Genomic DNA, 18278 nt, shown 5'->3' with positions numbered 1-18278 from the left:
GCCAGCCATCCGGCGGCCCCTGAACCCTAGGAGCGCAGGCTTTCGCAGGCCTCCCCGTCGCCGTCGCCATCCAGATAGCCGTGGCCCTGGCGCAGCAGCTCCTGGGCCCTGGCATGGGAGCTGATCTGGCTGCAGTGGTGGCGGCGGCCGTCGGGGGTGGTGCCATCGGGGATCCGGGCGGAGCGGCGGCCGCGCCGGAAGTCCCAGGGCCGGGTGATCCCACCCGGCACCCGCCAGACACCGAGCCCCTGGCGGCGGGCCCGTTCCTCGGCCTCCAGGTAGGCCGCCCCGTCGCAGCCGGCGAGATAGTGCCGGTAGGCGAAGGCCAGGCCGTCCTCCACCACGGCCAGGTTGATGTTGGTGTCACGGATCACCTCGGCCACCGTGCGTCCGAAGCGGTCGGTGCTGTGGGGTTGGATCGTCACCGGCCGGCCCACGGGCAGGCGCATCAGGAGGGCCTGGCGCGCCTGCTGGCCCCAGGGGCTCTGGGCCGTTTCGGGGGCATCGATGCAGGCCAGGCGGATCGTGATCCGCTCCTGGCCGCGGCGCACCCGCAGGGTGTCGCCATCGCCGATCGAGAGCACGGTGGCACGGAAGGCCGGCGCCGCTGCCGCGGGCCCGGCCGGCAACAGGGCCAGCAGGATCAGCAGCGACGGCAACCGGTGGCCGGGCATGGCGCCGGGGGGACAGCTGGCGGGCCCTCAGCCTTGCATCGCCCGCGAGCGCACCTCCTCGAGGCTGCAGCGCCGCCGCAGTGCCCCGTTTTCGAACACGGTCTGCAGGCAGCTGGCCGGATGGGGCTCCGCTCGCTCCAGCACCACCGTCCGATACCCCCGTTCGTCGCGGATCAGGTCGAGCACGCCGGCCTTGCTGGTCTTGGCGGGATCGGTGACCGGGCTCTTGTGCACCGGCCGGATCCGGCCGGCCCGCTCCACCCACGACACCTTGTAGGCGAAGCGCTGGCTGTCCCGGTTCACCTGCTGCAGGAGGCCGCCACCCATCCCGAAGGCCACGTTCTCGACGCTGAAGCCCGCCGCCAGGATCGCCTCGATCACCAGCGGCAGGCTGGTGGCGGTGATGCCATCCCCCTGGATCACCCGCACGTGCTCCAGCACCCGGTAGCCCTTGCCATTGAGCCGGCTGCCGAAACGGGCTTCCAGACGGCGCAGCAGCTCGGGCACGATCGCCACCGGATCGCCGGAATCGGGCCGGATCACCACGGTGGCGCCAGAGGCGATCACCTGCTCCCGCAGCTGCTCGCCCCAGAGATGGTCGACGGCATTCCAGAGGTCGTAGGCATCGGAGACCACCGCCAGCACGGCACCGGGCCGGGCGAAGCGGTCGAGCATGGTCCGGTAGGCCTCCAGCTCGTGCTCCTGCCCCCAGGCAAGGATCGTGGAGTGTTCAGCGGCGGGTATCGAGAAGCCGGCCATCGGGCCGTCGTAGTGCCGCCGGCCCGCCACCAGAGCCGCGACGGTGTCGGTGCCGCGGAAGGCCACCAGGTGGGCCAGGCCGCCGATGGCGGCGCTCGCGTGGCTGGAGACGCCGCGGGAGCCGAAATCGTGCAGGCGGAAGGGCAGTTCGGCGACCGGGTCGTCGGCGGAGCGCTCCAGGGCCACCCGCAGGAGCTCGCGGAAGTGCCAGCTGCGGGTGGCCACAGTGGTGGGGTACCAGAGGCGCAGCAGCAGGGTCTCCACCCAGGTGACCAGCCAGGCCAGGGCCGGATCGGTGGATTCCACCGTCATTAGCACGTTGCCGGTGGGCACGCGGCTGCCCTCGGGGACGGCCCGGATCCGCAGGGGCAGGCGGCCGCCGTGGACGCTGAGCAGACGCTGCCAGCCCCGGTGATTGAAGGGCAGGCCGTGGGCGCTCCAGAGGTCGGCGGCCCCTCCACATCGCCCCGGGTGACGGGTCGCTCCAGGGTGTCCTGCAGCAGCATCTGCAGGCCGAAGAACAGGGTGTCGGGGTTCTCGCCGCCGCGGCTTTCCATGTAGGCCCCCATGGCGGTCAGATCGGGGGGGTACTGGAGCCAGTGGCTGCCTTTGTAGCTGTCGGTGTCGAGCAGAAGATTGAAGTCCATGGTGTGCGCTCCGCACGGGGTGGATGGGTGGCCCTGGCCCGGTCACCCCGGGCCGCAGGCGTTGATGGGACGGCCGTCGTGGACGGCTGTCGGCGCCGGCGGCGCCGCTCAGAGTCGCGAGATGAAGTGCTGGATGATCTGGACGTGGTCCTCGAAGAAGCTGTCTTCGTGGGCGTAGATGTCGGCCAGGGGCATCCAGAAGGCCTTCTCGGCGTCATCGCCCCCGCGCACGGCTGGCAGAGCTCCGCCCTTGAGCTGAATCAGGAAGGCGTGGGTGATCACCCGGCCGCGCAGGGAGCGTCCAGGAGCATCGAAGACGTGGCGATCGGCGATCGATCCCTCCAGCACCGGCCGGGGCACCTTCAGTCCCGTCTCCTCACGGAGCTCCCGGAGCATTCCCTCGACCACTGGCTCCTGCTGATTGAGGTAGCCCCCCGGCAGGGCGATCAGCCCCTGGCCGGGCCGCACCCGGCGGCGCACCACCAGCACGTGGCCCGACTGGACCACCACCGCGTCGGTGGTGACGAAGGTGGGCGGGTAGGGCGCCACCGACCACAGCTGGCGGTAGCCGGCGATGTAGTCGGCTTCCTGGCGCAGCCAGCGGTAGCGGCCCGTTTCCCGGTAGTCCGTGAGGAAGGCCCGCACCGCCTCCGGGACGCAGCCGGCCCACTCCGATGCATCGGCGTCGGAGAAGTAGGCGTGGCGAATGGTTGTGGCGTGGACCTCGCTCCTCAGGGGCACAGCCTGGAAGTCCCACTGAGGAAACAGATCGAGGTAGTAAGTGCTGCGGTCCTTCCGGTGACCGATGAGCAGCACCCGTTCGTCCTCGGCCGTGACGGTGAGCACTTTCTGCTGCACCTCCGCGAGCCAGAGATTGTCGGAGTAGAGGTGGTCACGGATCGGGATCACCTCCAGCCGCCGCTGCCACGCTGCTGGAAGGGCGGCCCGGATCATGGCCTCCCGTTCCTCGCTGCTCCAGGGGTTGCGGGTGTCGGGGGCGCAGCGGTGGCTGCCCAGCAGGAGGATCAGGCGATCAGCCCTTTCCAGGGCCGCTTCGACCAATCCGAAATGCCCCTCATGGAAGGGCTGGAACCGTCCGATGAGGATGGCGACGTCGTGATGCATGGTGAACCTCAGAATCCCTGAGATGGCGCCCGCCTCACCGGCGAACCCCACCGATTTAGCACGCCGACGCAGACTGTCAACGCTGGGGGTCAAGGTCCGGGCGTCACGATCCGCAGAGGCCAGCGCAGGCCGGTGGACGATGGCCGGTGGACGATGGCCGGTGGACGGTGGACGATGTGACGTTGGCTGCAGCGGAGGGCCACCATGGCTGGCCGTCCATAGCCTGAGGGTTGCGGTGCGGTCTGAGGAAGCATGGGTCCCTCTCCTTCCGATGAGACCTCCTCTCTGATCAGGAATCTCAGCATCTTCACGGCATCGGTGGTTTCCCTCTCCGGGGCTTTCCAGGCCTGGAGCTCGATGCAGATCACCCATTCTCTCGAGGAGGCCAGGAGAACCCAGGCCTTCTCCAGGCAGATCCTCGAACAGATGGACAATCTCACGGGCGAGAATGAAACCAAGGGCAAGGTTGCCCTGATTGGCCTTTACATCATTGCGGCCAATGACAAAGACAAGATGAATATCGCCAACATCGCTCTTCAGAGTGGAAAGAACAGCCTCAGGGATGCCGCGGCCTTCCTACTGCGGCAGGAATGCAAGGAACTACCCCAGCAGTCAACCTGCAAGAACGCCCTGGAGATGCTGGCGCGCACGGAAGATGTGAGCGTGCAGCGCCAGATCCGCAAGGAAGACAAGCTGATCGGCGATTCCCCGGGGGCTCGCCAGCAGGAGGCGGTGGTGAATGTTCAGGTTCAACCCTCGCCCGTGGCCCAGGCTCTCGAGGAGATCACGACGGCCAAGATCGCCGCCTCCGACCTGCAGGGATGGATCTACATCGGCAAGGCGGATCCCTCCGGCGCCCTTCTCGATGACCGCACCATCAACGTCGCCAGGAAGCCCTCCGCCAATGCCGACGTCACCACCATCACGTCGGTGTATCTGCGCTCCCAGGGCACGATCCGCTCGGGTTCCTCCCTCGGCATCATCCCCAGGGGGCAGGTCCTGCGGATCCATGCCCTCAGCTCAAGGCCGATGGCGGCCGGCACCGAGGCCGTCTGGGCCAAGGTGAAGACCCAGAGGGGGTCTCTCCAGAGCGTTCCCTGACGGGGAGGGGCAATCGCTCCGGGCCCTTGTGGCAGCGAGACCTGGCAGCAGGCGAGGCAGCAGCGAATGTGCTGCATCCGCTGCCGGAGGCGGTGGCTAGCACAAGGACATACGGGCTGGGGGACGGCCTGCGGGTCCTGCCGATGACGCCGGAGGCCATCCACCGGTCCTTTGAGCCCCGGTGCCCTCGCCCCATCCGTTCCGCCTCCCTGTCGCCATGGTGCTCCGCGCTCCCCTCTGGACCAGCCGCCACCAGGCGGGCCTCGCCCTGGCCGATGTCTTCGCCGATCGTCAGGGCCTCCGCGGCGACACCACCCTGGTGGCCCTGCCCAGGGGTGGTGTGCCGGTGGCGGCCGCGATGGCGTCGCGTCTGGGGCTGCCCCTGGTGACCTGGTCGGTGCGCAAGGTCGCCGATCCCAGCTGGCCCGAGCTGGCGATCGGGGCCGTCGCCGCCGGCGGCGTGGTGGTCTGGCGCAACGGGGCACGGGGCCGGCAGCGGGCCACCACGGCAACGGAGCACGGCTGGCTGCGGGCCCAGGAGCTGGAACTGGAACGGCGGCAGCGCCTTTTCGGGGACCCACCAGGTGATCAGCTGCGCGGCCGGCACCTGATCGTGGTGGACGACGGCATCGCCACCGGCATGACGGTCAAGGCGGCGCTGCTGTCCTTGCGCCGGATGCACCCGGCCTCCCTGGCCCTGGCGGTGCCGGTGGTGGATCGGGAGGTTGCCGGCGAACTGGGCCGCCTGGTGGAACGCCTGGAGGCCCTGGCCGTCGTCGGCGACCTGCAGGCCGTCGGGCTGTGGTACGAGCACTTCGAGCAGCTCAGCGACGGGCAGGTGCTCGCCCTCCTGCAGGGATGCCGGGCCGGCATGCCATCATCCGCACCTGCGCCACCGGTGAGCGGCCCATGACCCTGGGGGAATCCGACGGCGCCCTGGTCTCCATCGCCGAGGCCTTCGATCTTCCCGGACGGGTGCGCAGCCTTGAACCCCTCGGCAGCGGCAACGTCAACGAGAGCTTCGTCGTCGTCTGCGACGGCCCGCCCGTGCAGCGGTTTGTCCTGCAGCGCCTCAACAGGCGTGTGTTTGCGCGGCCCGACCTTGTGATGGCCAACATTCTCGCCCTCGGGGACCACGTCGAGCGGCGCCTGGCTCAGGGGGGCTCCCCCCTGGGGGAGCGGCGCTGGGAGGTTCCCCGGGTGGTACGTTGCCGCGCCGACCAGCGGCCCTGGGTGGAGCGGGAGGACGGCTTCTGGCGCCTGATCACCTTCGTCGAATCCTCGCGGAGCTTCGATCTGGTCACCAGTGCGGAACAGGCCCGGGAGGTGGGCGCCGGTCTGGGTCTGTTCCACCACCTGATCAGTGATCTGTCGCCGGAGCGGCTGGCCGACACCCTGGAGGGCTTCCACATCACCCCTCGGTATCTGGAGCAGTACGACACCGTGCTGGCCGACGCGGGGGCCGCGGCGGGGAGCGACGTCAGCCATTGCCGGGCCTTCGTGGAGGAGCGACGGGGCTTCGCGTCGGTGCTGGAGGTGGCCAGGGCCAGCGGCCGTCTGCGGCTTCGCCCAATTCACGGGGATCCCAAGGTCAGCAACGTGATGCTGGAGACCGGCTCCGGCCGGGCCGTGGCCCTGGTGGATCTCGATACGGTGAAACCCGGGCTGATCCACTACGACATCGGTGACTGCCTGCGCTCCTGCTGCAACCCCCTCGGGGAGGAGACGGCGGATTTCGAGGCCGTCCGCTTCGATGTGGATCTCTGCCGTGCGGTGCTGGGGGGCTACCTCTCCGCCGCCTCAGGCTTTCTCACCGAGGCCGACTACGACCATCTCTATGCCGCGATCCGCCTGATCAGCTTCGAGCTCGGCCTTCGCTTCTTCACCGATCACCTGGCTGGAAACGTCTACTTCCGGACGGAGCGGCCCGACCACAACCTGCAACGGGCCCTGGTGCAGTTCCGACTGACGGCCAGCATCGAGGCCCAGGAGCGATCGATCCTCGCGGTGATCGACGAGCTCCGGGCCGGCGGTGCCGGCGCCCCCTGATGCCGGCTCCCCTCCGACATGGTTTCGAGCTCCGCCCCTTCGGCGGCGTGTGCCCCTCCCCGGACCTGCGGCTGGAGGGAGAGGTCAGCCGGGAGGGCGCCCAGCTGCGGCTCCGCTATCGGCTGGGTGGCGCGATCGGCACGGTGCAGGTGCCGCCACCGGTGGCCTCGCCCGAGAGACGGGACGGGCTGTGGACGAGGACCTGCTTCGAGTGCTTCTGGGGCATCGCGGGGGAGCGGCCCTACTGGGAACTGAATCTGTCCCCCGCCGGCCACTGGAACCTGTACCGGCTGGAGGACTACCGGCAGGGGCTGCGGCCGGAGCCCGGCTACGACCGGCCCCTCCACCGGGTCAGCCAGGAGGATGGCGTCCTGTCGATGAAGCTGGATCTGCCGCTGCCGGCCCCGATCCCCCCTGAGGCTCCCCTGGAGGTGGCGATCGCCGCCGTGATCGAGGACCGCCACGGCCAGCTGAGCTACTGGGCCCTGGCCCACCCGGGGGTCGAGCCCGATTTCCACCGCCGGGACGCCTTCCTGCTGCGGCTCTGAACGCGGCCCGGTGGCTTCAGGCGTCGGGGCCGGTGGCTTCGGCGTGGTAGCTGCTGCGCACCAGGGGGCCGCTGCGCACCTGGGCGAAGCCCATGGCGCGGGCGATGGCGCCCAGCTCCTCGAACTCCTCCGGCCGCCAGTAGCGGGCCACGGGGATGTGGGCGAGGGAGGGGCGCAGGTACTGCCCCAGGGTGAGACGCTGGCAGCCGACGGCCCGCAGGTGCTCCAGGGTGCTCACCACCTCGGCGGCGGTCTCACCGAGGCCCAGCATCAGGCCGGATTTGGTGGGAATCCCCGGCGCCAGTTCCCGGGCCATGGCCAGCAGGTCGAGGGAGCGGCGGTAGGTGGCGCCGCGGCGCACCTCCCCCTGCAGCCGCTCCACCGTTTCCAGGTTGTGGTTGAAGCAGACTGGGGCAGCGGCCAGCACCGCGCTCAGCCGTTGGCGCTGGGCCCGGCGGCCCGCTTCGGGGTCGGGGTGTCCGCCCCAGAAATCGGGCGTCAGCACCTCGATCAGCACCTGGGGATCCCGGCGGCGGATCGCTGCCATGGTGGTGGTGAAGAGGCTCGCCCCGTGGTCGGGCAGGTCGTCGCGGGCCACGGCGGTGAGCACCACGTAGCGCAGACCGAGCACCTGCACCGCCTCCGCCACCCGCTCCGCCTCGGCCCCGTCCAGGGGCACCGGGGCCCGGCCCTTGTCCACCTGGCAGAAGGCGCAGCTGCGGGTGCAGATCGGTCCCCCCAGCAGGAAGGTGGCCGTCCCGGCGGCGTAGCACTCACCCCGGTTGGGACAGCGGCCCTCCTCGCAGATGGTGTGCAGCCGCTGCGCCTTGACCACCCCCTGCACCCGTTCGGTGGCCGAGGCCTCCCCCAGGGGACGCCGGATCCACTCCGGCAGCCGCTCGGCGGGGGGGATGGCGCTGTAGCGGCTGGTGGCGGTCATGGTGTCGCGGTCAGGCGTCGGGGTTCATTCCATGCGCCGGCGTCCTTCGAACGCCCGGGCCAGGGTCACCTCATCGGCGTATTCCAGCTCTCCCCCCACCGGCAGCCCGTAGGCGATGCGGGTGACGCTGGTGAAGGGCTTGAGCAGCCGCGCCAGGTAGAGGCTGGTGGTGTCCCCCTCCACGCTGGGGGTGAGGGCCAGGATCACCTCGATCGCCCCCTCCCGGTCGACCCGCTCCACCAGGGGCTGGATCTGCAGCAGCTCCGGACCGATGCCATCCATCGGCGAGATCAGTCCGCCCAGCACGTGGTACTGGCCGTGGAATTCACGGCTGCGTTCCATCGCCAGCAGGTCGCGGGAGTCGGCCACCACACAGATCTGCCCGTTGCGGCGCTCCTCGTTGCGGCAGATCTCGCAGAGTTCCTCGGCCGAGAGATGGAAACAGCGTCGGCACTGGCCCACCTGGCTGCGGGCCGCCAGCAGGGCATCGGCGAAGCTGCGGATCTGCTCCTCGGGCTGGCGCAGCAGGTGCAGGGCCAGCCGCTGGGCCGTGCGGGGCCCGATGCCGGGCAGTCGTTCGAACTGGTCGATCAGCCGGGCCAGGGGTCGGGTGAAACCGCTCAGCGAACCGGCTGCAGGTGGAAAGCAATCTAGGCGGCCCACTCGCGTCGGGCGACGGCGCCGGGTGAGGATGGCCCCGGCTCCCGCCAGCTCCCCTGCCCCGCCCCGTGCCATGGGTTTCCCTGCCACCCACCAGCCCGTTGCCCCCGCCGCCGCCGGCCCCTGGCGCGCTCGGGGTGGCTCCCTGCTGGCGGTCCTGCTGCTGAGCCTGATGCTGGTGGGCTGCAGCGCCGCCGCCGCGGGCCTGAACTCCTTCCAGAGCCCGGATGGCCGCTACGCCTTCCTGTACCCCACCGGCTGGACCCGGGTGCAGGTGAGCAACGGTCCCCAGGTGGTCTTCCACGACCTCATCAACAGCGACGAAACCCTCAGCCTTGTGGTGTCCGAGGTCACCCCCGACCGGGATCTCAGCCAGATGGGCAGTGCCGTCGAGGTGGGCGAGACCCTGCGGCGCAGCGTCATCTCCCCGGTGGGCAGCGGCCGCGACGCCGAACTGGTGGAGGCCCATGAGCGGGAGCAGGGCGGCCGCACCTACTACGACCTGGAGTACACGGTCCATCTGGCCGACCGGGATCGCCACGAGCTCGCCACCGTGGTGGTCGACCGGGGCCGCCTTTACACCTTTGCCGCCAGCACCAACGAAGCCCGCTGGAACAAGGTCAAGGACCTGTTCGCCGTGGTGATCGGCTCCTTCACCCTGCAGATCTGAGCGTGGCCGTCCCCGGCCGGCTGACCGTCGTGGGGGGCGGGCTGGCCGGCAGCCTGCTGGCCCTCGAGCTGGCGGAACGGGGCCTGGCGGTGACCCTGGTGGACGCGGGGGAGGCGACGGCCACGGCCCTCAGCTACGGGGGAGTGGCCTGGTGGGCCGGGGCCCCTGGGCCCCTGGGCCGGCTGCTGCGCCAGGCCCCCTCCCGCTGGCGACGGCTGCAGGCGCGCCATGGGCCGCTCGGCTGGCGGAGCTGCGGCCTTCGCCTCCATGGCGGCGGCTGGACCACCCCCCTGCTGCGCCCCCCCTTCGCCCAGGTGGACGCCGCCGTGCTGATGGTCGCCCTGCCCGGTGCGCTGGTGGCCGCCGGGGTTGAGCGGCGCCAGGGCCGGGTGGTGGCGCCGCCGCGGCCGGTGGCCGGTCGCTGGCACCTGGAGCTGGAGCCCGGCGGCACTCTCGTGGCGGATCAGGTGGTGCTGGCGGCCGGGGCCGGTTGCCGCGCCCTGGCCCCCGCTCTGCCGGAGCGCCATCGCGCCAGCTGGGCCGGGGTGCTGGCCCTGCCGGTGCGCCCGACCCTTTCATCAGGGTCCGCCAGCCCCTGGCTGCGGCACGCGGCCCGGCGCCGCATCGTGCAGCCGCGTCACTGGCAGCGGCCGTCCCTGGAGGCCCGGGCCCCGGAGCTGCGGGAGGAGTGCTGGATCGTCGATGCCGGTTTCGCCCCCCGGGGGGAAGGGTTGCTGCTGGGGCAGATCAGCCTGGTGCGGCCGGGCCTGGACACCGGCGAGCTGCCCGCGGCGGCCGTGATGGAGAGCCGGCTGCGCCAGGCTCTGGCCTGGCTCGATCCGGTGCTGGCCGCCCTGCCGGGCCCCTACCGACAGGTGCCGGTGGCCTTCTGCAGCGGCGGCCTTCCCCTGGTGGGGCCCCTGGGCGACGCGGCGGGCCTCTGGGTGTTCAGCGGATTCGGCGGCGCCTTCGCCCAGGTGCCGGTGCTCGCCCCTTTGCTGGCCGATCTGATCGCCGGGGTTGCCGATCCAGGGATTCTGGCCGGATTCGGCGTCCTGCCGGGCTGACAGGCGGCCTTCCATCCAGCATGCTGGCGGCGATGGCCACCTCCGCCCCCCCGACCGGTGCAGCCCCGCCTCGCCGGCCGGTGGCGGCCCTGCACCGCCGTTGGCGTGGCCTCAGCGACCGGGGCCAGGTGGGGGCCTGCCTGGTGGCGATGGGCGGGGCCCTCGGTCTCTGGGTGCTGTTCTGGCCCGTGCCCACCGAGGTGATGGGGCAGGGGGTGCTGATCTACCCCGACACCGCCGGCCTGCTCGATGCCCGCGCCGGCGGACAGGTGCGGAAGCTGCGAGTGGCCGTTGGGCAGAACGTGCGCAAGGGGCAGGTGCTGATGGAGCTGTACCTGCCGGTGCTCGATCGCCAGCTGCAGCAGCAGCGCGGCAACCTGGCCCAGCTGGAGCGCGACAACCGCGACCTCGACCGCCGGGATGCCCTGCGGCTCTCCAGCGAGCGGCTCAGCGTCGACACCGCCCTGGCCAAGCTGGCCCAGGACCGGCGCCGCTACGAGGAGTTGGCGGCCACCTATGCAGAAAAGGTGCGCAACCTGCGCTGGCTGAGCCGGCGGGAGGTGGTGGCGCCCCTGGCCTCCGAGGTGGTGGCGGCCGAGCAGGGCCTGACCAGCACCAGCATCAGTCTCGATGCGGTCAGGATCCAGGAGAAGGATCTGCTGACCCGCTACGAGCAGGTCCGGCTGGACATCCAGACCCAGGCCTTGCGGCGCCGCTATCAGATCGATGACATGCGCCGCCAGATCCGGGTCACCGAGGCCCGCTTGGCCTACGACGGCCAGGTGCTGGCCGACCGGGACGGCACCGTGCTGGACCTGCAGGTGATCCAGGGCCAGACGGTGGCCACCGGCCAGCGCCTGGGCACCCTGGGCCGGGCCGCCGCCCCCACCGGCGAGCGGGCACCGTTGCTGCGGGCCGTGGCCTATTTCGCTCCGGCCGATGCCCGCAGACTGCCGGCCGGCCTGCCCGTGGAGGTGGTGCCCCTCTGGGACCAACGGGGCCGGTTCGGCGGGATCGTCGGCAAGGTGGTCGAGGTGCTGGCCCTGCCGGCCACGGAGGAGGACATCTCCACCACCATCGGCAACCCCCAGCTGGCCCGGGACCTGCTCAAGCACGGACCGGTGATGCGGACGGAGATCGCCCTGGAGCGGGACCCCGGCAGCCGGGACGGCTACCGCTGGACCCTTTCAGGGGGCAGTGGGGTGTTTCCCGTCAGGGAGGGACTCACCATCGCCGCCCATGCCTATGTGGAGTGGCGCACACCGATCACCTACGTGATTCCGGGCCTGCGTTCCCTCACCGGCGGCTACCGCAGCCTGCGCATCGATCGTGTCTGGGACCGGCCTTCCCTGCAACAGAGTGGCTCCCCGCCATGAGTGAGCATCACCATGGCTGATCGTCGCTGGTGGCAGATCCGCAATCCTCTGCTGCGCCAGGAGCTTCCCTGGCTGGTCAGTGAGGTGGTGCTGCTGGTGGTGTTGTGCAATGCCAACCCACCGGAACTGTGGTTCTGGCTGGTGGTGCTGCTGGTGATCCTGGGCTACAGGATCGAGCGCTGGTATTCTTCACGGCCTGAATGATCGCTTTGCCGCAGAATTCTGGCTGGAATGTGTTGAGCTTCTGCCCATGGAAGAAGCCGGGGGTCAAGGTTTTGTTCCCTCGCCCCATCGTCGTTTCCTCAGAGGCCGATGATCCTTCCCATGGGTACAGGTTCCAGGGTGCGGCAGAGATCACCGAGGATTCCGTACCGTCCGCGATGGTTCCTGATCGGTATGGTCGCCCTAGCCATGATTGCGGCGCTGTTCGGTTGCTTCAGGCCAGCATCGCTGACCCTGCGGATCGGCGCCAACCTCTGGACCGGTTATGAAACTCTCTACCTGGCCCGGGACTTTGGTGAGCTTCAAGACAAGCCCATCAGACTGATTGATGTTCCCTCCGGGACCGAGAAAGTCAGGACATATCGAAACGATGAAATTGACGGAACAGGCCTGTCGATCTGAGGTGGACGCTGGACCGGATTCCGGGGTCCCCCTCACCTGGCTGACGGTGTGATTGCGTATCTGGCCAAGCCGGTGAAACTCCAGGAGCTTGATCAGCCCACAGGAGGATCCTGGAGACCGCTGGCGAGAGAGGATCGCCTCAAGCCCCTTGATTTCGGGTCCACCGATCGCCACGGACTCCATTCCTGCGCCGGGAGGCAGTTCAGCCGCTGCGTTTCTGCAGCACGCTGTTGACGCCTGCCCGGCCGCGGTCGGCCTCTGATGCTGCCGGCCCAGGTGTTTCGCCATCCTCCTGGTGGAGGAATCGCAGCTGCTTGATCTCCTTCATCAGGGCCTCCCCATCGGCCAGCAGCTCGACAATCGTTTCGTGCCGTTCGGGTTGGTAGGCCGTGATGCCAAAGGAGAAAGAGATGGCATATCCCATGTTCGACAGTCTCTTGTCTTGGTCGAGGGCTTTCTCGATGCGATGGACAACGGTGTCTGTCTGCTCCCGGGTGGCGTTGATCAGCAGGACCACGAACGCATCCCCACCGAGTCGGGCCACCACATCGGAGTCTCGGCAGAGACCCGTGATCAGGTCAGCCAAGGTGATCAGGACCTCATCGCCAGCCTGGCGCCCGTGGAGGTGGTTGATTCGCTGGAAATCGTTCAGATCGAGATAGAGGAGTGAAACCGGTATGGCCTGGCGGGTGCAGAGCTGAAGGGTCTGCTGGGCAAGGGCAAGGAATCCGCGTCTGTTCTCCAGACCCGTGAGCTCGTCCCTCGTGGCCAGAAGGGTGGAGGCCACCTCCCGCTCAACGACGCTCGCCAGATCCCTCAGGATCTCGATCTGCTCCCCATCGAGGGTTCGGGGTGCCTGATCGACGATGCACAGGGTGCCGATCTTTCGATGGTCAACCGTCAAGGGACAACCGGCATAAAAGCGAACATGGGGCTCTCCCAGAACCAGAGGATTGTCATGGAAGCGTTCATCTTCCAAGGCGTCAGGAACGATGAACACCTCTGAGCCGAGAATGGCATGACCACAGAAGGAAACGCTTCTGGAGGCTTCCGAACCATTCAGACCTGCGGAGGATTTCGACCACTGCCGATGCTCATCGACGAGGCTGACCATCGCGATCGGGACCTTGAAGATTCTCTGGGCCAGCCTGGTGAGCCGATCGAAACGGGAATTTTGTCCTGTGTCGAGGAGGCCCAGGGACCGAAGCTTGGCCAAGCGAAGCGGTTCGTCGTCAGGGGTCTCAGGCGGTTTCAATGAATCCCTCTTCGATACATGGCCGGCCGACGGGGAAACGCATCAGGTTGCGAGAGCTGTTTGTAGGTCAGTTGGTGGAACAGTTCGTAGACCTGCGATTCCATTTCGACTTTAGCGTTTTCTTGCTTGCCCGTCCCATGTCTTTTTTCCGGCCGTCACTTCTGGGGCGGTGCCTGTCGTGGGAAGGACAGAGGTGGCATCTTCATCCTGCTTTCATCCCTTCTGTCTGCCTGACTTCGTGAATCTCAAGCCAGCGTTCCAGCTGCACCTCGTTCCACGTGTCTGCCCATGCCCAGCGGCCGATCGGTGCCGCCAGAGCGGCCACCGACAGCAACCAGGGCAGCAGCGCCATGGTTCCCGCGATCTGCATCACGAACAGCGCGCAGAACAGAGGGGTGCGGCAGGCTCCGCTGAACAGGGCCGTCGCCCCGGTCCATACCAGCAGCTGCCGTTCCAGGGGCGGCAGGTCGGCGATCAGGGGACCGGCCAGCAGCGCTCCCAGTGACATGGCGTCGTGCATCACACCTCCGGGGGCCCCGATGGCGATGCTCAGCACCGAAGCCACCATCCGCCAGGGAAGGATCTCCAGCCCCGGGGGATCCTCGCCGTAGGCCATGCGCAGGATCAGCAGCTGGCCGTCGTTGAGGCTCCAGCCACCGCTGGCGACAGCCGCCAGGCTGATGACCAGGGCGGCCAGCAGGGCCCCCGCCAGGGGCCTGGCCAAGGCCGATCCCCCCGCCTTGCCCGGTCGCGCAAGCCAGCGGCCCCAGCGACCGGCCATCCAGGCCGTACCGGCGGCGAACATCCCCCCCAGCCAGCCGGCGGCCAGGGTCAGCAGCAGAGCGGGGCCCACCAGGTGGACGCCGCCCCCCACCAGAAGGGACGCACCAGCCTGGTGGGCGGGGGCCGCGTCCGGGGTGCTGCCCCAGAGGCCGGTGGCCAGCCCGAGCATGACGCCCGCTCCCGTGATCAGCAGCGTGCCGTTGATCAGAGCCGCCGAGCGCCGCCGGCAGAGCTCCTCGATGGCGTAGGTGACCCCCAGCAGAACGGAGTTGAAGGCGATGCCCAGGCCCGCCGCGGCGCCGGTCGCCAGCAGCACCGGCAGCGGCAGACGCCTCAGGGGGGCCACCCTCTCCCGCAGCGCCAGCAGCAGGCTTGCCCCCAGGGAGGCGGAGGGGGACTCCAGCCCCACCGTCAGGCTGGCGCCATGGGTGAGCAGCAGCAGCGGCAGCCGGGCCAGCTGGCGCCTGAGATCCAGGGAGGCGAGCGCCGCCGTGCGGGACGGACCCTGGCGCACCCGCTCCAGCTGCAGGGCCAGCACCCCGTTCAGTCCGCCGCCCCGGCCGCCTTTCAGGGGGCCGTTCGCCAGCAGGGTCAGCAGCGCCGTGCCGGCGAACACCAGCAGCAGGCTGCCGCCTGGGATGCCCCCATCCCCGCCCAGGGGCCAGGCCTGCTGAAGGCGGAAGCCGAGGGCCGAGAGCCACTGGTAGGGCTGCAGCAACAGCAGCAACGGCACTGCGGCCAGGAGCAGGACCACCACCTGCCCCAGGCGCAGGCTTCCGTCACGCCGGGCATCGGCGGCATCGATCGCTTCGGGGGGAATCGTCATGGGGTCCATTGCAGGCGTGCCGGAACCGCAGCATCCGGGTCCGTCGGCATGGGCAGGAGTTCGCGCAGCAGCTGGGCGTAGGTGATGTTTACGTTCACGGTGGCCTCCAGGCGCCCGACCAGGCTGGCGATCAACCGTTCCTGGGTGTTGGAGAGATCCAGCTCGCTGCTCAGCCCTGCCTGGTAGCGCAGGCGGGCGTCCCGGAAGGCCTCCAGGCTCGCCGCCACACCCCGCCTGGCGGCCACCAGCCGCGCCAGGCTGGCCTCGTGGCCCAGGAAGGCCTGCTCGATCCGCAGCCGGATGTCGTTGCGCTGGGCGGCGTACTGCTGGGCCACCGCGGCGCCGCGGCGGGCCAGGGCCCGGGCCTGGCCCCGGGTGGTGCCGGCATCGAAGAGCAGCCAGCTCACCGCCAGCCCCACCGACCAGTCGGTGCCGTAGGTGTTGAGGGAGGTGGGCACCGTGGCGCCGCAGCAGCCGCCGTCGGCGACCCGTACGTTCCAGTTGTTGGCGTTGCTGGCCCCGGCGCCGGCGCTGGCGAACAGGGACAGCTTCGGCAGCAGTTCGGCGGCGACCGCGTCCTTCTGGCGCAGCAGCGCCTCCCGGGTGGCCAGGAGGCCTTCCAGTTCCGGGTTGTCCCGGAAGGAGGCCAGCAGGCTGGCCTCAAGGTCGAGGGGCCAGCGCGGCTGCAGGCGGATCGGGTCGCTGGCGGTGGGTGTCAGCTGGGGCGGCAGGTTGAGCAGGGCCGCCAGCCGGCGGCGGGCGACCGCCCGTTCCGCCAGGGCCGCGATCAGCTGCTCCTGGCCGTCCGCTTCGATCGCCTGCCGCCGCAGCACGTCGAGCCGGGGCACCAGCCCGGCCTGCTTGAGGTCCAGGCTGTCCTGCAGGATCAGCAGGTCGTTACGCACGATGGCCTCGCGGATGCGCACCAGCTGGTCGGCCCGCTGCAGCTGGTAGTAGCTCTCGCTCAGGGACAGCTGCAGCCGCCGCAGGGCATCGGCGTAGTCGAGGCGGCTGCCGCGCAGTCGCGCCAGGGCGGCCCGCGCCTTCGGCGTGCGGGCGAAATCCAGCAGCGCGTAGCGCAGCTCGAGGCCGCCGGCGACCCCGTTGGTGTTGGTGTTGAGCGAGCCTCGGCCGCCGGGGGGGATGAAGAAGGGGTTGGCGGGGGGGAAAAGGGTCCCGGTGCCGGTGGGGGAGAAAAAGCTGCTGCTTGCCTGGTCGGTGCCGCCGTTGGCATAGGCGGAGATCCGCGGCCAGTAGGTGCCCATCTGGCTCTGCAGCTCGGCGAGGGACGCTGCCACCGCTTCACGGCGGGCCTGGAGGCCGGGACTGTTGGCGAAGCCGATCGCCAGCGACTGCTCCAGGCTCAGGGCCTGAAGCTGGCCTGGGCGCAGGTTGCCCGCCTCCGGCAGCGCCAGGGGCGGCAGGGGAGCCCTGTCCTGCGGTGGCCCGGGAACCGCGCTGTCTTCCGCAGGCCCCAGCAGCGCCTCCGGCAGGAACGGCCTGGCGGATCCGACCCCTTGGTGGGGGGCCGCCTCGGCGGGGAGCAGCTCCTCGAGGGCACGGATCTGGCGATCCAGTTCATTCCAGCGGCGCTCGAGGCGCCGGACGTCGCCGGCACTGGCCGCTGGCAGGGGCTGGCCTGCGACGGGCCCCGGTCCGAGGACGAGACTCAGCACCATCCCGGGCACCGTCCCGGCGAGGATCCACCTGGCCAGCGGCCGCCGCGTTCCGCTGCCCCCCATGGCCTCCCGTTCCCCCCATCCGGCGCCCAGTTTGCTCGACATCGGCCCTTCCGGCTCCTAGAAGCTGAAACCCAGCTGCACGCCCGCCGCGAACAGGCCCGGCACCCGGCCGGCCCCCCCCGGATTGAGGATCCACTGGAGGCTGGGCTGCAGGTTGAAGGATTGGTTGAAGCGGAGCTGATACCCCAGCTCCACCACCCCTTCGTGGCTCAGACCGGGTTGGCTGATCGGACTGAAGCCGGTGCGGGCCACGCCGAGGATCAGCAGATCGAGGGGACGGCCGGGCAGCACCCCCTGGCTCACCAGACCGCCGCCGATGTAGCTGGGCGTGGGATTGACGGCGGTGTCGAAGCCCGCGGCGGTGGCGGCCCAGAGCCGGTGGTCGAGGCCCCACGGCAGGGACACGGGCACGGTGGCGCTGCCGTACAGGCCCCGGTTCGGTCCGGTCCCGGCATAGGCCGCCAGCTGCAGCAGTCCGCCAGGCAGCTGCCGTTCCACCGATACCGGCTGGCCGCAGCTCCGCCCCCGGGGGCTGAGGCCGCCACCGTCGCGGCAGGCGGCGATCGGCTCCCCCAGCCGGCGGTTGAGCCAGGGGGCCGCATAGCTCCACTGCAGCTGATGGGTCCAGCCTCGGCCGGGGGGAAGGCCGCTGGCGGTTCCCAGGAGCTTGGCGACCTCGTCGGTGGCGGCCAGGTTGAAGCTGGCCAACCGCAGGGTGGTGGCCGGGGTCGGCCGCAGCACCAGCAGGGCCCCCGGCGCTGCCACCGGAAAGACGGGGAAGTTCGGGATCGTGAACAGCACCGGCGCCCCGTTGAGGGCGTCGTGGACGTAGAAGCCTTCGACCGGGGCGCTGAACAGGTCGGGGGCCATGCCCACCAGCCCCGCCTCCAGGCTCCAGCGGCCGTCGGCGGAGCGGCGCTCCAGGCTGGCGCGGGTGAGCCAGAACCCCACCGGGTTGGCCACCTCCTGCAGGGGCAGCGCCGCCCCCACCCGCTGGGCGTAGCTGGGATCGCCGTTGTAGCCGGCGACGGCCAGATGCATCGCCCATCGCTTCCCTTCCCCTCCAGCGGCCTCCCCGGCGGGGGCTCGCAGGGTGAGGGCCAGGGTGGTCTGCTGGATCCAGCTCGCCTCCCTCACCAGGCCGCCGACGGGATTGACCATCGGTTCGGCCAGAATCTCCAGGTCCAGATCCACCCAGGCCGGCAGACCCAGCGTCTGCTGGAGGGTGCCCCAACCCGGCTCCAGCTGGACCAGGGCCGGCTCCGGTGGGGGCGCCACCGGTGGCACCAGCGGTGGCGTTGGTTCAGCCATGGGCCCGGCGGGGAGCGGTTCGGCGTTGCCGGATCCGGTGGCGGCCAGCAGCAGCAACGCCAGCGCCAGCGCCGGGGGGTGGCCGGAGACCTGCGGTGGGGACGGGGGCGCTCCAGCCATG

19 protein-coding genes are annotated in these 18278 nt (G+C 70.1%); 9 read left to right on the top strand and 10 right to left on the bottom strand.

The features are described from left to right. Positions 1–26 precede the first annotated feature (26 nt). The 4 genes from CYAGR_RS04400 to CYAGR_RS04390 all read right to left on the bottom strand — a co-directional run bounded on the left by CYAGR_RS04400 (position 27) and on the right by CYAGR_RS04390 (position 3205). Positions 27–674 (bottom strand): thermonuclease family protein, encoded by a 648-nt coding sequence (locus tag CYAGR_RS04400; RefSeq protein WP_015108573.1) that lies wholly within the window; start codon positions 672–674, stop codon positions 27–29. Between the two features lie 27 nt (positions 675–701). Then, on the bottom strand, positions 702–1829 hold the full coding sequence (locus CYAGR_RS04395; protein ID WP_245552639.1) for a nicotinate phosphoribosyltransferase: 1128 nt from the start codon (positions 1827–1829) through the stop codon (positions 702–704). Then, a complete protein-coding gene (locus CYAGR_RS19030) occupies positions 1745–2080 on the bottom strand; it encodes a nicotinamide phosphoribosyltransferase domain-containing protein (RefSeq protein ID WP_245552638.1) in 336 nt (111 codons plus the stop codon). Before CYAGR_RS19030 ends, CYAGR_RS04395 begins: the two co-directional genes overlap by 85 nt. A gap of 108 nt (positions 2081–2188) precedes the next feature. Beyond that, on the bottom strand, positions 2189–3205 hold the full coding sequence (locus CYAGR_RS04390; RefSeq protein WP_043326435.1) for a bifunctional nicotinamide-nucleotide adenylyltransferase/Nudix hydroxylase: 1017 nt from the start codon (positions 3203–3205) through the stop codon (positions 2189–2191). Between the two features lie 318 nt (positions 3206–3523). On the opposite strand from CYAGR_RS04390, the gene CYAGR_RS04385 reads away from it, so the two are divergent. The 4 genes from CYAGR_RS04385 (at position 3524) to CYAGR_RS04370 (ending at position 6903) form a co-directional block, all read left to right on the top strand. Beyond that, positions 3524–4306, top strand: coding sequence for a hypothetical protein (locus CYAGR_RS04385; protein WP_156818381.1), 783 nt, complete (start codon positions 3524–3526; stop codon positions 4304–4306). A 217-nt stretch (positions 4307–4523) separates the two neighbouring features. Continuing rightward, the gene (locus CYAGR_RS04380; RefSeq protein WP_015108569.1) at positions 4524–5219 is read left to right on the top strand and encodes a phosphoribosyltransferase; all 696 of its coding nucleotides are present in this window, start codon (positions 4524–4526) and stop codon (positions 5217–5219) included. After that, positions 5165–6355, top strand: a complete 1191-nt coding sequence (locus CYAGR_RS04375; RefSeq protein WP_015108568.1) for a phosphotransferase enzyme family protein — start codon at positions 5165–5167, stop codon at positions 6353–6355. Before CYAGR_RS04380 ends, CYAGR_RS04375 begins: the two co-directional genes overlap by 55 nt. After that, positions 6355–6903 carry a DOMON-like domain-containing protein gene (locus CYAGR_RS04370; RefSeq protein ID WP_015108567.1) on the top strand — a complete coding sequence of 183 codons (549 nt, stop codon included), beginning with the start codon at positions 6355–6357 and terminating at the stop codon, positions 6901–6903. Before CYAGR_RS04375 ends, CYAGR_RS04370 begins: the two co-directional genes overlap by 1 nt. A gap of 16 nt (positions 6904–6919) precedes the next feature. Here CYAGR_RS04370 and lipA read toward each other — a convergent pair whose 3' ends face one another. Continuing rightward, positions 6920–7843: a lipoyl synthase gene (gene lipA, locus CYAGR_RS04365; protein WP_015108566.1), complete on the bottom strand. Its 924-nt coding sequence runs from the start codon at positions 7841–7843 to the stop codon at positions 6920–6922. Between the two features lie 24 nt (positions 7844–7867). Next, positions 7868–8437: a recombination mediator RecR gene (recR, locus tag CYAGR_RS04360; RefSeq protein ID WP_043326431.1), complete on the bottom strand. Its 570-nt coding sequence runs from the start codon at positions 8435–8437 to the stop codon at positions 7868–7870. A 238-nt stretch (positions 8438–8675) separates the two neighbouring features. Between recR and psbP the strand changes: the two genes are divergently transcribed. The 5 genes from psbP (at position 8676) to CYAGR_RS04335 (ending at position 12240) form a co-directional block, all read left to right on the top strand. Next, positions 8676–9173, top strand: coding sequence for a photosystem II reaction center PsbP (gene psbP / locus CYAGR_RS04355; protein ID WP_051017190.1), 498 nt, complete (start codon positions 8676–8678; stop codon positions 9171–9173). Positions 9174–9175: 2 nt separating this feature from the next. Then, on the top strand, positions 9176–10240 hold the full coding sequence (locus CYAGR_RS04350; protein ID WP_015108563.1) for an NAD(P)/FAD-dependent oxidoreductase: 1065 nt from the start codon (positions 9176–9178) through the stop codon (positions 10238–10240). Positions 10241–10272: 32 nt separating this feature from the next. Further along, positions 10273–11616 (top strand): NHLP bacteriocin system secretion protein, encoded by a 1344-nt coding sequence (locus CYAGR_RS04345; protein WP_245552601.1) that lies wholly within the window; start codon positions 10273–10275, stop codon positions 11614–11616. A 12-nt stretch (positions 11617–11628) separates the two neighbouring features. Then, the gene (locus tag CYAGR_RS04340) at positions 11629–11820 is read left to right on the top strand and encodes a hypothetical protein (protein WP_015108561.1); all 192 of its coding nucleotides are present in this window, start codon (positions 11629–11631) and stop codon (positions 11818–11820) included. Between the two features lie 192 nt (positions 11821–12012). Continuing rightward, on the top strand, positions 12013–12240 hold the full coding sequence (locus CYAGR_RS04335; protein WP_015108560.1) for a type 2 periplasmic-binding domain-containing protein: 228 nt from the start codon (positions 12013–12015) through the stop codon (positions 12238–12240). 202 nt (positions 12241–12442) lie between these two features. Here the strand turns inward: CYAGR_RS04335 and CYAGR_RS04330 are convergent, their stop codons facing one another. From CYAGR_RS04330 to CYAGR_RS04315, 4 genes are all read right to left on the bottom strand, one after another. Continuing rightward, complete coding sequence (locus tag CYAGR_RS04330) at positions 12443–13456, bottom strand: GGDEF domain-containing protein (RefSeq protein WP_245552600.1); 1014 nt, start codon at positions 13454–13456, stop codon at positions 12443–12445. 241 nt (positions 13457–13697) lie between these two features. After that, complete coding sequence (locus CYAGR_RS04325) at positions 13698–15104, bottom strand: chloride channel protein (RefSeq protein ID WP_051017031.1); 1407 nt, start codon at positions 15102–15104, stop codon at positions 13698–13700. Beyond that, positions 15101–16888, bottom strand: coding sequence for a TolC family protein (locus CYAGR_RS04320; protein WP_015108557.1), 1788 nt, complete (start codon positions 16886–16888; stop codon positions 15101–15103). The genes CYAGR_RS04325 and CYAGR_RS04320 overlap by 4 nt, the downstream gene beginning before the upstream one ends. A 15-nt stretch (positions 16889–16903) precedes the next feature. Further along, positions 16904–18277, bottom strand: a complete 1374-nt coding sequence (locus CYAGR_RS04315) for a carbohydrate porin (RefSeq protein ID WP_015108556.1) — start codon at positions 18275–18277, stop codon at positions 16904–16906. Between the last annotated feature and the right edge of the window lies 1 nt (position 18278).

This window comes from Cyanobium gracile PCC 6307 (assembly GCF_000316515.1).
GTDB lineage: Bacteria > Cyanobacteriota > Cyanobacteriia > PCC-6307 > Cyanobiaceae > Cyanobium > Cyanobium gracile.
The sequence above is the reverse complement of the archived record's forward strand: the minus strand, read 5'-3'. Positions and strand labels throughout refer to the sequence as shown.